Genomic DNA, 13,612 nt, shown 5'->3' with positions numbered 1-13,612 from the left:
ACCCCCGAACCCCCCGAAGGACGGTCCGCATGACCACCGACAGTTCCAGCAAGAGCAGACCAGGCATCAGTACGTTCAAGGGCGAGGACCGCGCGTTGCGGGCCGGCCGGCTCGGCACCGGAGGCCTGCTGCTCTCCGTCCTCGCGGCGACCGCCCCCCTCATGGTCGTCGCGGGTGTCATGCCCACCACATTCGCGGTGATGGGGATCGTCGGCCAGCCGCTCCTCTACGTCGTCCTCGGCGTCGTCCTCGTCCTGTTCAGCGTCGGCTACGCCGAGATGAGCCGGCACGTCCACAACGCGGGCGCCTTCTACGCCTACATCTCCCGCGGCCTCGGCGGCACCGCCGGCGCGAGCGCGGCCCTGGTCGCCCTGGTCGCCTACAACGCCCTCCAGGTCGGCATCTACGGCATCTTCGGCTTCGAGGTCTCCGGACTGTTCGCCACCTACACCGACCTGTCGGTGGCCTGGTGGATACCGGCCCTGGTCGCCGCCCTGGTCGTCGGCGCGCTCGGCTGGCTGAAGATCGACGTCAACGCGCGCGTGCTCGGCGTCCTGCTGATCATCGAGGTCGTGCTGGTCGTCATCTTCGACATCGCCGCCGTCGCCGACCCGGCCGCCGAGGGCCTGTCCCTGCACGCCTTCAACCCGGACACCCTCAGCGGCGCCGGCGTCGGCACCGCCCTGTGCTTCTGCATCGCCGCCTTCCTCGGCTTCGAACAGGCGCCCGTGTACGCCGAGGAGACCAGCCGCCCGCACATCCTGGTGCCGCGCGTGATGTTCCTGGCCGTCGGCGGCGTGGCCGTCTTCTTCGCGCTCAGCAGCTGGGCCCTCACCGTCGCCACCGGCCCCTCCGCGGTCGTCGCCGAGTCCCAGAAGCAGAGCGCGGGACTGCTCTTCGGGCTCACCGAGTCCCGCCTCGGCGGCACCTTCACCGACGTCCTGCACGTCCTGTTCGTGACCGGCATGTTCGCGGCCATGCTCAGCTTCCACAACGTCGTCGCCCGGTACGCCTTCGCCATGGGCCGCGAGGGCCTGCTGCCCGCCGCCTTCGGCCGCACCAACAGCGCGAGCGGCGCGCCCGGCACCGGCTCGCTGCTCCAGACCGCCGTGTCCGTCGTGGTGGTCGTGATCTTCGCGGTCGCCGACGACAAGCCCACCGGCGACCCGACCGAGCCGGTCCTGCACCTGTTCACCTGGTTCGGCAACATCGGCGCCCTCGGCGTGATCGTGCTGATGGCGGCCGCCTCCGCCTCCGTGATCGTCTTCTTCGTGCGACGCGGCGCCGCGGGCGCCCAGGCCTGGCGGCTGGTCACCTCCGCCCTCGCCGGCATCGCCCTGCTGGTCATCGCCGGCTACACGGTGAAGGACTTCGACGTCCTGGTCGGCGCGGGCCCGGACTCCTCGCTGAGCTGGGTGCTGCCCGGCATCATCGGCCTCGCCCTGCTGGTGGGCCTGGCCCAGGGCCTCCTGCTGCGCGCCCGCAGGCCCGAGGCGCATGCGCGGATCGGGCTCGGCAACGAGGCGTTCCAGCTGGAGAAGGCCGCGGAAGAGGCGTCGTAGCCCTCCGAGAGCGGCGTGAGAAGTGATTACGGAAGTCTGACGAGCACCCGCGATTCCTGGCCCCGCCGGGGTCGCGGGTGTTCGAATGGTGACGTGAACTCCGAACATCCCGAGGAAGGGCAGGGCACCCCGATCGGCCGCCGCGTCCTCCTCGGCACCCTCGGCCTGGGCGCCCTCGGCGTGGTCGCCGCGCCCACCCTGCAACGCGGTCTGGAAGCCTTCCTCGGCAGCGCCGCCGACAAGGACCCCACGGGCCTGACGGGTCTGCTCCCGAACGGCGGCGGCTTCCGCTACTACTCGGTGACCTCGTCCGTGCCGCACAAGAACGCCGGGAACTACCAGCTCAAGATCGACGGCCTGGTCTCCCGCCCCCGCACCTACACCCTGGCCGACCTGCGGGCGCTGCCCCAGACCCGGCTGGTCAAGGACGTGCAGTGCGTGACGGGCTGGCGGGTCCCGGACACGCCGTTCGAAGGCGTACGGCTGTCCGCGCTGCTGGACGCCGCCGGAGTGACCGCCAAGGCCGGCGCCGTCCGCTTCACCTGCTTCGACGGGGCCTACTCCGAGAGCCTCACCCTCGACCAGGCCCGCCGCCCGGACGTCCTGGTCGCCCTGCGCATGCAGGACAAGGACATCGGCCACTCGCACGGCGGCCCGGTCCGCCTCTACGTGGCCCCCATGTACTTCTACAAGTCCGCCAAGTGGCTCTCCGGGATCACCGTCACCGAGGACGTGGAGCCCGGTTACTGGGAGGACCGGGGCTACGACGTGGACGCCTGGGTCGGCAAGTCGAACGGGCGGGACGATGCACCTACGAGTTGACGCCCCGCCCCAGGCCGCCGGGGTCCGGCGCTTCGGCCGCTCCCAGAAGTGGGTGCACCGCACGACGGCCGCCCTCATGGGCGTCTGCGTGGCCACCGCCGCCTGCCTCTACGTCCCGCAGCTCGCCGAACTCGTCGGCCGCCGCGAACTGGTGGTCCGCATCCACGAATGGGCCGGCCTGGCCCTGCCCCTCCCCGCCCTCCTGGGCCTCGCCTCCCGCGCCTTCCGCGCCGACCTGGGCTTCCTGAACCGCTTCGGCCCGCACGACCGCGTCTGGCTGCGCGCCGCCCTGCGCCGCGACAAGCGCCGGGCCTCCCGCCCCGCGGGCAAGTTCAACGCGGGCCAGAAGGTCTACGCCGCCTGGATCGCCGGCGCGACCCTCGTCATGCTCGGCACCGGCCTCCTCATGTGGTTCACCCACCTCACCCCGATCCAGTGGCGCACCAGCGCGACCTTCGTCCACGACTGGCTCGCCCTCACGATCGGCATCGTCCTGGCGGGCCACATCGGGATGGCACTGGGCGATCCGGAGGCGAGGAGGGGCCTCAGGACCGGGGAAGTGAGCGAGGAGTGGGCGGAACGCGAACACCCCCTGTGGCGGCCGTAGCCGACAGGGGGCGCCGCGACCGCCGTACCGCTAAATGACCAGCGACAGCAGCAGCACCAGACCCCCCGCCACCACCGAGATGATCGTCTCCATGACCGACCACGTCTTGATGGTCTGCCCGACGTCAAGCCCGAAGTACTCCTTGACCAGCCAGAACCCGGCGTCGTTGACGTGGCTGAAGAAGAGTGAGCCGGCGCCGATGGCGAGGACCAGCAGGGCCGTCTCGCCGGTCGACATGCCTTCCGCGAGCGGGGCGACCAGGCCGGCCGCGGAGATCGTGGCCACCGTCGCCGAACCGGTCGCGAGCCGGATCGCCACCGCGATCAGCCAGGCCAGCAGCAGGGCCGGGATCGACCAGTCCTTGGAGATGTCCAGGACCATCTGACCCACACCGGAGTCGATCAGGGTCTGCTTGAAGCCGCCGCCCGCGCCGACGATCAGCAGGATGCCGGCGATGGGCGCGAGGCCCTTCTCGACGAGCGGGGAGAGGCGGTCCTTGCCGAAGCCGGCGGGCCGCAGCAGCGTGAAGATGCCCACGAGGACCGAGGCCAGCAGGGCGATCATCGGGGAGCCGATGACGTCGAAGACGCGCTGGGTGAGGTTCTCCGGGTCGTCGATCACGATGTCGACCAGGGCCTTGGACAGCATCAGGACGACGGGGAGGAGGATCGTCGCCAGCGTGGGGCCGAAGCCCGGGCGCCTCTCCAGTTCCTCCGAGGCGCGCTGCGGGATCATCCGGTCCGGCGCCGGCACGTCCACCCAACGGGCCGCGTACCGCGAGAACAGCGGTCCCGCGATGATCACCGTCGGTATGGCGACCAGGACGCCGAGCGCGAGCGTGACGCCGAGGTTGGCGTCGACCGCGTCGATCGCGACCAGCGGACCCGGGTGCGGCGGCACCAGACCGTGCATCACGGACAGACCGGCGAGGGCCGGGATGCCGATGCGCATCAGGGAGTAGTTGCCGCGCTTGGCGACCATCAGCACGACCGGGATCAGCAGCACCACGCCGACCTCGAAGAACAGCGGCAGACCGATCACGGAGGCGATGAGGACCATCGCCCACGGCATCGAACGGCCGCCCGCCTTCTCCAGGATGGTGTCGACGATCTGGTCGGCCCCGCCCGAGTCGGCGAGCATCTTGCCGAGGATCGCGCCGAGCGCGATCAGCACACCGACGCCGGCGACCGTGGTGCCGAGGCCGGTGGTGAAGCTGGCGATGGCCTTGTCCAGCGGCGCTCCGGCGACCGCGCCGAGCACCAGCGTGCCGAGCGTCAGCGACAGGAAGGCATGGAGCTTGAACTTGGTGATGAGCAGCACGATGACGGCGATGCCCGCCAGGACGGCGATGCCCAGCTGAGCGTGACCGGCCGAGGTGATCGGCTCCGGTGCGTCCGCTGCCAGCATCTCGACGCTGAGTCTGGTCACGGGGGTTCCCTTGCAGGTACGGGGACTTCTTACGGGGGTGCTTCGGAAATGTGCGTTGCGGGGGGCCGGCGATCCGGAACGGTGCGTTACGGCAAGGCGGCGAGCGCCTCGGCGGCCCGCCCGGTGATCTCCTCCGGGCTGCCGGACACGTCCACCACGACCCCGGCCTCGTCCTCCTGGAGGGGCTGGAGCGTGGCGAACTGCGAGTCCAGCAGCGCGGTCGGCATGAAGTGCCCCTGCCGGTGCGACATCCGGTCCTCGATGAGGGCCCGGTCGCCCGCCAGGTGCACGAAGACGACCCCGGGCGCCGCGGCCCGCAGCCGGTCACGGTACGACCGCTTCAGCGCCGAGCAGCTGACCACCCCGCCGAGTCCCGCCCGCCCGTGCGCCCAGGAGCCGATGGCGTCCAGCCACGGCCACCGGTCGTCATCGGTGAGCGGGATGCCGGCCGACATCTTGGCGATGTTGGCCTGCGGGTGGAAGTCGTCGCCCTCGGCGTACGGAACGCCCAGCCGGGCCGCGAGCAGGGGACCGACGGTGGTCTTCCCGGTGCCCGCGACGCCCATGACCACGACGACATGGGGGGTACTCATCGCTGCCTCACTGTCTGCTGTCGTCTCGACATCCGATGCCGACGGATGCCGACGCCACTGAAACCCATTAGGTAGGACTATTCAAGAGTATGCGCCAAATAAGTCTGACTTTTTCTGGGCGTGACGCGCCCCGTACTCTGAGTGCATGAGCACATCGGGCCGGGGGCTGCACGGCCAGGTACTGGAAACCCTCGGCCCCGCGATCACCGCGGGCGAGTACCCGCCGGGCAGCGTTCTGCGCACCGACGAACTGGCCCAGCGTTTCGACGTCTCACGCTCCGTGATGCGCGAGGCGGTCCGGGTCCTGGAGTCCATGCACCTGGTCGAGTCCCGCCGCCGCGTGGGCGTCACGGTCCGCCCCAAGGCCGAGTGGAACGTCTACGACCCCCAGGTCATCCGCTGGCGGCTGGCCGGCGCCGACCGCCCCCAGCAGCTGCGTTCACTGACCGTGCTGCGCTCGGCGATCGAGCCGGTGGCGGCGGGCCTGGCCGCGAAGCACGCGACCGCCGAGCAGTGCGCCGAACTCACCGAGTGCGCGCTCGGCATGGTCGCCAACTCCAAGGGCCACCGCCTGGAGGGCTACCTCTTCCACGACATCGCCTTCCACCGCGTGATCCTCAACGCGTCCGGCAACGAGATGTTCGCCCGCCTCGGGGACGTCGTCGCCGAGGTCCTCACCGGCCGCACCCGGCACGAGGTCATGTTCGAGGACCCCGACCCGGCCGCCGTCACCCTCCACGTCCGCCTCGCCGAGGCGATCCGCGCGGGCGACGCGGGCCACGCGGAGGCACTGACCCGCGAGATCGCGGAGGGCGCGCTTCAGGAACTGGACATCCTGGCGCCCTAGTCGAGGAACTCCCCGTCGACGTACACCCAGGCCCCGTCGACCCGCTCGAAGCGGCTGCGCTCCTGCAGGGAGCCGCCCTTGAAGGAGGCGCGGAAGGTCACCGTGCCGGTGGAGTGGAAGGCCGAGCCGTCCGTCGTGTCCAGGATCTCGAGCCCGGTCCAGCGCATGCCGGGATCGAGCTCCAGCGAACCGGGGCTGGTCCTGGGATGCCAGGTGCGCAGCAGGTAGTCCCGCTCCAGCCGCACGAAGGCGCTGTACCGCGACCGCATCAGCGCCTCGGCGGTCGGCGCGGCGGCCTCGCCCCGGTGGAACCGGCCGCAGCAGTTGTCGTACGTCTCCTGAAGACCGCAAGGACAGCCGGGCCGCTGCCGCGGGGCACGTCGTCGGCTCACGGCTGCACCCGTCCCGTGTTGGTCGGCGGATGCGCCGGCCGCGCCGGACCCAGCGTCGGCAGCGGCGGCAGCGAGGTCCCGTGCACCCACGCGTCGAACAGGCCGTTCAGCGGCTCGTCCGCGAAGCGGTTCACATGGGCCGCCAGGGTCGCCGTGGTCACGGCCCCGCCCCGGTGCAGCCCGGCCCAGCCGCGCAGCATCCGGAAGAACGCCTCGTCGCCCATCGCACAGCGGATCGCGTGCACGGTGAGCCCGCCGCGCTCGTAGAGCCGGTCGTCGAACATCGACTTGCGGCCCGGGTCCGCCAGTCGCAGGTCCTGGGGGAGCGAGGACAGCAACCGGTGTGCGGCGGCGGCGAGTTGCTGCGCCGTACGGCCGCCGGAGCGCTCCGACCACAGCCACTCGGCGTACTTGGCGAACCCCTCGTTCAGCCAGATGTGCCGCCAGTCCGCGATGGACACGCTGTTGCCGAACCACTGGTGGGCCAGCTCGTGCGCGACCAGCCGCTCCGAACCCCGGGCCCCGTCCACGTGGTTGGCGCCGAACAGCGACAACCCCTGGGCCTCGACGGGCACATCGAGCTCCTCCTCGGTGACGAGGACGGCGTACTCGTCGAAGGGATACGGCCCGAACAGCTCCTGGAACAGGTCCATCATCTGTGGTTGCCGCGCGAAGTCCCGTGAGAACTCCGGGAGCAGATGCGCGGGGATGTGCCCGTGCTGCGGCACTCCGCCCGGGCCCGGGTCGCCGAGCAGGACCGTCTGGTACTTGCCGATCGCCAGCCCGACGAGATAGCTGGACGTGGGCGCGGCCTGCTCGTACACCCAAGTCGTCGTGGAGGCACGGGTGGTGCGGGTCAGCAGCCGGCCGCCCGCCACGACCGCGTACGCGGACGGCGTGGTGACCGAGATCTGGTACGACGCCTTGTCCGCGGGCCGGTCGTTGCACGGGTACCAGGAAGGCGCCCCGATCGGCTGGCTCGCCACCAGCGCCCCGTCCTCCAGCTCCTCCCAGCCGAGCCCGCCCCAGGGGCTGCCGATCGGCTTGGGGTTGCCCGACCAGTGCACCTCGACCGTGAACGCGGCTCCGGGCCGCACCGGCTTCGCGGGCCGCACCCGCAGCTTGCCGCCGCGGTGCGTGTAGTGCGCCTGCCGGCCGTCCACCCGCACCCGGCCGATCTTGAAGTCGGACAGGTTGAGCATGAACTCGGCGAGCGGCGAGCGCCCCGCTATGGCGTTGATCCGGGCGCTCCCGGCGAGCCGGTTCGGGGCGGGGCGGTAGTCCAGCGCGAGCTCGTACCGGTGCACCCGGTACCGGGCGTCACCGTGGTCCGGGAAGTACGGGTCCGAACCCGCCGCCTGCTGAACTGCCACTGCCGCTTCCGCTCCCTGCGCCGCGTCGTCACTCGGATCCGCCGGTACACCGCTCACCGACTCCGAGTGGCCCGCGTTCAGGGACGCCATGCCTCGATCGGGTTGCCGAGCCAGCGGGTGTCGTCCGGGACGGACTCCGCGGCCATGACGAGCGACGCGGGACCCAGCGTGGTGCGGGCCCCGACCGTGCTGCCGGGCAGCACGATCCCGCCAGGGCCCAGCGTGGCGCCCTCACGGAGAACAACAGTATCCGTCCGCAAGATCCGGTCGTGGAAGAGGTGGGTCTGGAGCACACAGCCCCGGTTGACCGTCGCGGCGTCCTCCAGCGTCACCAGATCGGTCTCCGGCAGCCAGTAGCTCTCCACCCAGACGCCCTTGCCGATCTTCGCGCCGAGCCCCCTGAGCCACGCCGTCTTCAGCGGCGTACCGGGCACGGAACCCGCGAGCCACGGCACCGCCAGCACCTCGACGAAGGTGTCCGCGAGCTCGTTGCGCCACACGAAGCCGCTCCACAGCGGGTGCTCACCGGTGTGATGCCGGCCGACCAGCAGCCACTTCGCGACGATCGACACCAGCCCTGCCGCCGCACCGGCCGCGAGCAGCACGACTCCGGCCAGCAGCCAGGCCCACGGCCCCAGCACACACAGCGCGGCCACCGTCAGCAGGGCGAGCCCGGCCGAGCAGAACACCGGCACGATCCGGCACAGCTCCACCAGTCCGCGCGCCCACAGCAGCCCCGCCGAGGGCTCGTACGTCCGGCTCTGGTCGCTGTCGGCGGCACTGCGCGGCAGCTTCACCGGCGGCAGCCCCAGATAGGACGTGCCCTTCTTCGCCTTCTTCGGAGTGGCGGACAGCACGCCCACCAGCCCGCCGTCCGGCACGGTCCGCCCCGGCGCGGTCATCCCCGAGTTCCCGAGGAACGCCCGCCGCCCGATCTCCGCACGCCCTATCCGCACCCAGCCGCCACCGAGCTCGTACGGCGCGGTCAGCGTGTCGTCGGCCAGGAACGCGCCCTCGCCGACCGTCGTCAGGCTCGGCAGCGCCAGCACCGTCGACACCTCGGCCCCGCGCCCGATCCGCATCCCGAGCAGCCGCAGCCACACGGGCGTGACCAGACCGGCGTACAGCGGGAACAGCGTCTCGCGCGAGCGGTCCATCAGCTGGGTCACGGTCCAGGCCTGCCACCCGATCCGGCTGTGCGTCGGATACGTCCCCTCGCGCAGCCCCAGGCTCAGCAGCCGTACGGCGACGAGGAGCAGCAGCGCGTAGGCGAGCCCGAAGGCGAGCGTGGCCGGGACCAGCGCGAGCGCCACACCGGTGGCCGTGGGCTCCGGCATGACGATCGCATGGGCCACGAGGAGGGCCGCTCCTCCGGCGAGCACCGGCAGGGCGCTCAGCGCGAAGCCCGTCACGCCGTACATCACCCGCCACCACGTGCCCCGCACCGGCCGTTCCTTCGGCCAGTTCCGCTTGGCCTTGCCGAGCTTCACCGCGGGCGCGCCCGCCCAGCGCTGACCGGTCGGGATCTGCCCGGTGACCGCCGAGCCGGGGGCCACCTCGGCCCGCTTGCCGACCCGGGCGCCCGGGAAGAGCATGCTGCGCGTGCCGACGACGGCATGCGCGCCCACCTTGACCTGACCGATCTCCAGCCGGTCACCGTCCAGCCACCAGCCCGACAGGTCCACCTCGGACTCCACGGCCGCACCCCGGCCCAGCTTCAGCATGCCGGTCACCGGCGGCAGCGAGTGCAGGTCGACGTCCTGGCCGACCTTGGCGCCCAGCGCCCGCGCGTACCGCTCCAGCCAGGAGCCGGTCAGCGAGGTCGCCCCGGTGAACTCGGCGAGCCGCTCCGCCGTCCACAGCCGCAGATGGACACTGCCACCGCGCGGGTAGCGGCCGGGCTGCACGCCTCGCAGCAGCAGCCGCGCCCCGCCGGCCGCCAGGGCGAGCCGTCCGGGCGGACTGAACAGCAGCAGCGTCCCGGCACCGACCAGCCACCAGGAGGCGGTCGGCAGCCAGCCGTAGGAAGGCAGCAGGTTCCCGATGGCGGCCAGCGGCACCATCCAGCGCAGCCCCATCAGCGTGAACAGGGGGAGCAGCACGAGGAGTTGGATCGCCTGAGACCTGAGCGGCACCGGTGCGATCACCCGCGCCGCGCTGTCGTCCTGCGCGGACTCCTCCAGGCGCCGGGCCAACTTCCGCAGCGTGGGCTGCTGGTAGATGTCGAGGACGGCCACGCTCGGGTAGCGGCTGCGCAGCCGGGTGGTCAACTGGGCGGCGGCCAGGCTGGATCCGCCGATCGCGAAGAAGTCGTCGCGGGCACTGGAGACCGGGATGCCGAGCACCTCCGCCCACTGCTCGGCGAGCCAGGCCTCGGTGCCGTACAACTCCTCTGTCTTCACGGCGGCTTCGAGCCCCTCCAGCGGCCAGGGCAGCGCGTTGCGGTCCACCTTGCCGGAGGTCCGGGTCGGCAGGTCCTCGACCGGGGCGAGCAACGGCACGAGCGCGGCGGGCAGTTCGGCCCGCAGCTTCTCCACGGCGGCCGCCTGGTCCCAGCCGTCCTGCGTGACGACGTACCCGACCAGGAGCTGGTTGCCGCTACGGGCGGTACGCACCGCGGCGGCCGCTCCCGCGACCCCGGGCAGCGCCTGGAGAGCCGCGTCGACCTCACCGAGCTCGATCCGCCGGCCACCGAGCTTGATCTGCTCGTCGGCCCGCCCCAGGAAGACCAGCCCCTCGGGCTCCGCCTTCACCAGGTCACCGCTGCGGTACGCCCGCTCCCAGCCCAGCGACTTCAGCGGGGCGTACTTCTCCGCGTCCTTCTCGGCGTCCAGGTACCGGGCGAGCCCGACCCCGCCGATCACCAGCTGCCCGCTCGCGCCCATCGGCACCGGGTCCCCGGCCTCGTCCACGACGGCCAGCTCCCAGCCGTCCAGCGGCAGCCCGATCCGGATGGGCTCCTCGCCGGACATGAGCGAGGCACAGGCCACCACGGTCGCCTCGGTGGGCCCGTAGGTGTTCCACACCTCGCGCCCCTCGGTGACCAGCCGCTGCACCAGCTCGGGCGGGCAGGCCTCACCGCCGAAGATCAGCAGCCGTACGTCGTTGAGGGTCTCGGGCTCCCACAGCGCGGCGAGGGTCGGCACGGTCGAGACGACCGTGATCTCCTGCTCCACCAGCCAGGGCCCGAGGTCCGCGCCGCTCCTGACCTGCGAGCGGGGCACCGGCACCAGGCAGGCGCCGTAGCGCCAGGCCAGCCACATCTCCTCGCAGGAGGCGTCGAAGGCGACCGACAGGCCCGCCATGACCCGGTCGCCGGGACCGATGGGGTCCTCGGTGAGGAACAGCGCCGCCTCCGCGTCCACGAAGGCGGCCGCGCTGCGGTGACTCACCGCGACACCCTTGGGCTTGCCGGTGGAGCCGGAGGTGAAGATGATCCACGCGTCGTGCTCGATGCCCGGCCGGGCGGCGGGGACGTCGGCACGTCCGTGGACGGTCAGCTCGTGCCCGGCGCCGACCACGGCCCGCACCCCGGCCTCCCCGAACACCAGCTCGGCCCGCTCGTCGGGGTCCTCGGCGTCGACGGGGACATAGGCGGCACCGGCGGCGAGGACGGCGAGGATCGCCACGTAGAGGTCGTTGGTGCCGGACGGCACCCGCACGCCCACGCGGTCGCCCAGGCCGACCCCGGACGCGGCGAGCCTGCGGCGCAGCCGCTCCACCTCGGCGGCGAGGGCGCGGTAGGTGAGCCGGGTCGTCCCGTCGTCCAGGGCGAGCTCGTCGGGGCAGGACCGCACGGACGCGTCGAACACGTCGACGAGGGTGCGGGGGGAAGCGGCGGGGGCCCCGGAGAAACGGGCGGTGTCGCCGAACTGTTCGCGGATCTCTGCGCTGAGCTCTTCGTTGAGCAGGCCGAGAGCACTGCTCTCGTGAGTGGCTGCCATCGGTCCTCGCGTCTCGATCCCGGAGACCTCCGGGGCGCTGGCGGGCCCGCAGGTCTGCCTGGGGTTGTCCGGCTCCAGCTCGTAACAAGCCGGAAATTTTAGTACGAAGCTAGGTCCGTACGGCTTGATCGGCCATTCCGGAGGACCGTTCGGGGCCGTTTGCGACCACCGGAGACGCTGTGACCTGGGAGTTTCACTCCCGAGAGAGATCGCCCACACTGTGCGTGAGGAGCACCTGCTCCCGGGCAAAAGAAAACGGTGCCGACCGAGAACCGGTCAGCACCGCTGTTGGTGTCCGAGGGGGGACTTGAACCCCCACGCCCGATAAAGGGCACTAGCACCTCAAGCTAGCGCGTCTGCCATTCCGCCACCCGGACAAGGTGTCTGTCGTGCGGGGTTTCCCTCGCGGCGACGAAGGAAACATTACCAGGCTTTCGAGGGGCCCCGATCACCCCCCGTCCCCGTCCCGGCCCGCGCGTGAACGGCGTGTGACGGACCGGGACCGGTCTTGGGGCGGACCGGTCCGCGGGGAGAGGATGAGGGGAACCACCAGCAGTGACAGCGGGAGGAACAGCGTGAGCGACACGGACACGGCCAGGGGCGTCACCGGCGAGGACGAGGTCGTGGACCTCTGCCGCGAGCTGATCCAGATCGACACCAGCAACTACGGCGACCACTCCGGCCCGGGTGAGCGCAAGGCGGCCGAGTGGGTCGCGGAGAAGCTCGCCGAGGTGGGGCTCGACCCGCAGATCTTCGAGTCGAACCCGGGCCGCGCCTCCACCGTGGCCCGCATCGCCGGCGAGGACCCGTCCCGGCCCGCGCTGCTGATCCACGGCCACCTGGACGTCGTACCCGCCAACGCGCAGGACTGGACCCACCACCCGTTCTCCGGAGAGGTCGCGGACGGGTGCGTGTGGGGGCGGGGCGCCGTCGACATGAAGGACATGGACGCGATGACCCTCGCGGTCGTCCGCGACCGCCTCCGTAGCGGGCGCAGGCCGCCGCGGGACATCGTCCTCGCGTTCCTCGCCGACGAGGAGGCGGGCGGCACCTACGGCGCCCGGCACCTCGTCGACCACCACCCCGACCTCTTCGAGGGCGTCACCGAGGCGATCAGCGAGGTCGGCGGCTTCTCCTTCACGGTGAACGAGCAGCGCCGGCTCTACCTGATCCAGACGGCCGAGAAGGGCATGCACTGGATGAAGCTGACCGTGGCCGGCACCGCCGGACACGGCTCGATGATCCACCGGGACAACGCCATCACCGAGCTGTCGGAGGCCGTCGCCCGCCTCGGGCGCCACACGTTCCCGGTCCGGGTCACCAAGACCACCCGGGCCTTCCTCGACGAACTCGGCGACGCACTCGGCACCGAGCTGGACCCGGAGGACATGGAGGGCACGCTCGCCCGGCTCGGCGGCATCGCCAAGCTCATCGGCGCGACCCTCAGCAACACCGCCAACCCCACCCAGCTCGGCGCCGGCTACAAGGTCAACGTCATCCCCGGCGAGGCCACCGCGCACGTCGACGGGCGCTTCCTGCCCGGCTACGAGGAGGAGTTCCTCGCCGACCTCGACAAGATCCTCGGCCCCAAGGTCAGGCGCGAGGACGTGCACTCCGACAAGGCCGTCGAGACCACCTTCGACGGCGCCCTCGTGGACGCCATGCAGTCCGCGCTGGTCGCCGAGGATCCGGCCGCCAAGGCGATCCCCTACATGCTCTCCGGCGGCACCGACGCCAAGTCCTTCGACGAGCTCGGCATCCGCGGCTTCGGCTTCGCACCGCTCAAGCTGCCGCCGGAGCTGGACTTCGCGGGCATGTTCCACGGCGTCGACGAGCGGGTGCCGGTGGACGGGCTGAAATTCGGTGTGCGGGTGCTGGACCGCTTCATCGACGCGAGCTGACGAGAGCCGGCGCGAAAGGACATGCGCGGACGGGGATTGACGCGGTTATTCGGCCGCCCGTGCGAGATCCTCCGGGAAGAGTGAATGCGCTCATAAGCTCGTATCCCCATTACTCCCTCCTCGTTACAGGTGATGCGATCCGC

The 13,612-nt window shown here is 71.5% G+C and carries 10 protein-coding genes and 1 tRNA gene; 5 read left to right on the top strand and 6 right to left on the bottom strand.

Features of this window, described 5'->3' with window-relative positions:
• Window positions 1-29: 29 nt before the first annotated feature.
• From AC2XR2_RS08715 to AC2XR2_RS08705, 3 genes are all read left to right on the top strand, one after another.
• Window positions 30-1,562: an APC family permease gene (locus tag AC2XR2_RS08715; protein ID WP_330267993.1), complete on the top strand. Its 1,533-nt coding sequence runs from the start codon at window positions 30-32 to the stop codon at window positions 1,560-1,562.
• 93 nt (window positions 1,563-1,655) lie between these two features.
• Entirely contained in the window at window positions 1,656-2,384 is a 729-nt protein-coding gene (locus AC2XR2_RS08710) for a molybdopterin-dependent oxidoreductase (RefSeq protein WP_381299434.1), read from the top strand.
• The gene (locus tag AC2XR2_RS08705) at window positions 2,368-2,991 is read left to right on the top strand and encodes a cytochrome b/b6 domain-containing protein (RefSeq protein WP_491514716.1); all 624 of its coding nucleotides are present in this window, start codon (window positions 2,368-2,370) and stop codon (window positions 2,989-2,991) included. The genes AC2XR2_RS08710 and AC2XR2_RS08705 overlap by 17 nt, the downstream gene beginning before the upstream one ends.
• 30 nt (window positions 2,992-3,021) lie before the next feature.
• On the opposite strand, the gene AC2XR2_RS08700 is transcribed toward AC2XR2_RS08705, so the two are convergent.
• Entirely contained in the window at window positions 3,022-4,419 is a 1,398-nt protein-coding gene (locus tag AC2XR2_RS08700) for a GntP family permease (RefSeq protein WP_491514715.1), read from the bottom strand.
• Between the two features lie 86 nt (window positions 4,420-4,505).
• Complete coding sequence (locus AC2XR2_RS08695; protein WP_491514714.1) at window positions 4,506-5,012, bottom strand: gluconokinase; 507 nt, start codon at window positions 5,010-5,012, stop codon at window positions 4,506-4,508.
• Between the two features lie 145 nt (window positions 5,013-5,157).
• On the opposite strand from AC2XR2_RS08695, the gene AC2XR2_RS08690 reads away from it, so the two are divergent.
• Window positions 5,158-5,859, top strand: coding sequence for a FadR/GntR family transcriptional regulator (locus AC2XR2_RS08690; protein WP_330267998.1), 702 nt, complete (start codon window positions 5,158-5,160; stop codon window positions 5,857-5,859).
• On the opposite strand, the gene AC2XR2_RS08685 is transcribed toward AC2XR2_RS08690, so the two are convergent.
• The 4 genes from AC2XR2_RS08685 to AC2XR2_RS08670 all read right to left on the bottom strand — a co-directional run bounded on the left by AC2XR2_RS08685 (window position 5,856) and on the right by AC2XR2_RS08670 (window position 11,945).
• Window positions 5,856-6,251, bottom strand: a complete 396-nt coding sequence (locus AC2XR2_RS08685; protein ID WP_381299438.1) for a YchJ family protein — start codon at window positions 6,249-6,251, stop codon at window positions 5,856-5,858. The genes AC2XR2_RS08690 and AC2XR2_RS08685 overlap by 4 nt on opposite strands.
• Entirely contained in the window at window positions 6,248-7,624 is a 1,377-nt protein-coding gene (locus AC2XR2_RS08680; protein ID WP_491514713.1) for a M1 family metallopeptidase, read from the bottom strand. The genes AC2XR2_RS08685 and AC2XR2_RS08680 overlap by 4 nt, the downstream gene beginning before the upstream one ends.
• Window positions 7,625-7,701: 77 nt before the next feature.
• Window positions 7,702-11,568: a Pls/PosA family non-ribosomal peptide synthetase gene (locus AC2XR2_RS08675; protein WP_491514712.1), complete on the bottom strand. Its 3,867-nt coding sequence runs from the start codon at window positions 11,566-11,568 to the stop codon at window positions 7,702-7,704.
• A 289-nt stretch (window positions 11,569-11,857) separates the two neighbouring features.
• Window positions 11,858-11,945: transfer RNA gene (locus tag AC2XR2_RS08670), tRNA-Leu, on the bottom strand.
• 198 nt (window positions 11,946-12,143) lie between these two features.
• On the opposite strand from AC2XR2_RS08670, the gene AC2XR2_RS08665 reads away from it, so the two are divergent.
• On the top strand, window positions 12,144-13,469 hold the full coding sequence (locus AC2XR2_RS08665) for a M20/M25/M40 family metallo-hydrolase (protein WP_491514711.1): 1,326 nt from the start codon (window positions 12,144-12,146) through the stop codon (window positions 13,467-13,469).
• Window positions 13,470-13,612: the final 143 nt, after the last annotated feature.

The sequence above is a fragment of the Streptomyces sp. LS-MS-L19 genome (genome assembly GCF_058382285.1).
Note: the sequence above shows the minus strand (reverse complement) of the source record. Positions and strands in the feature narration are given on the sequence as shown.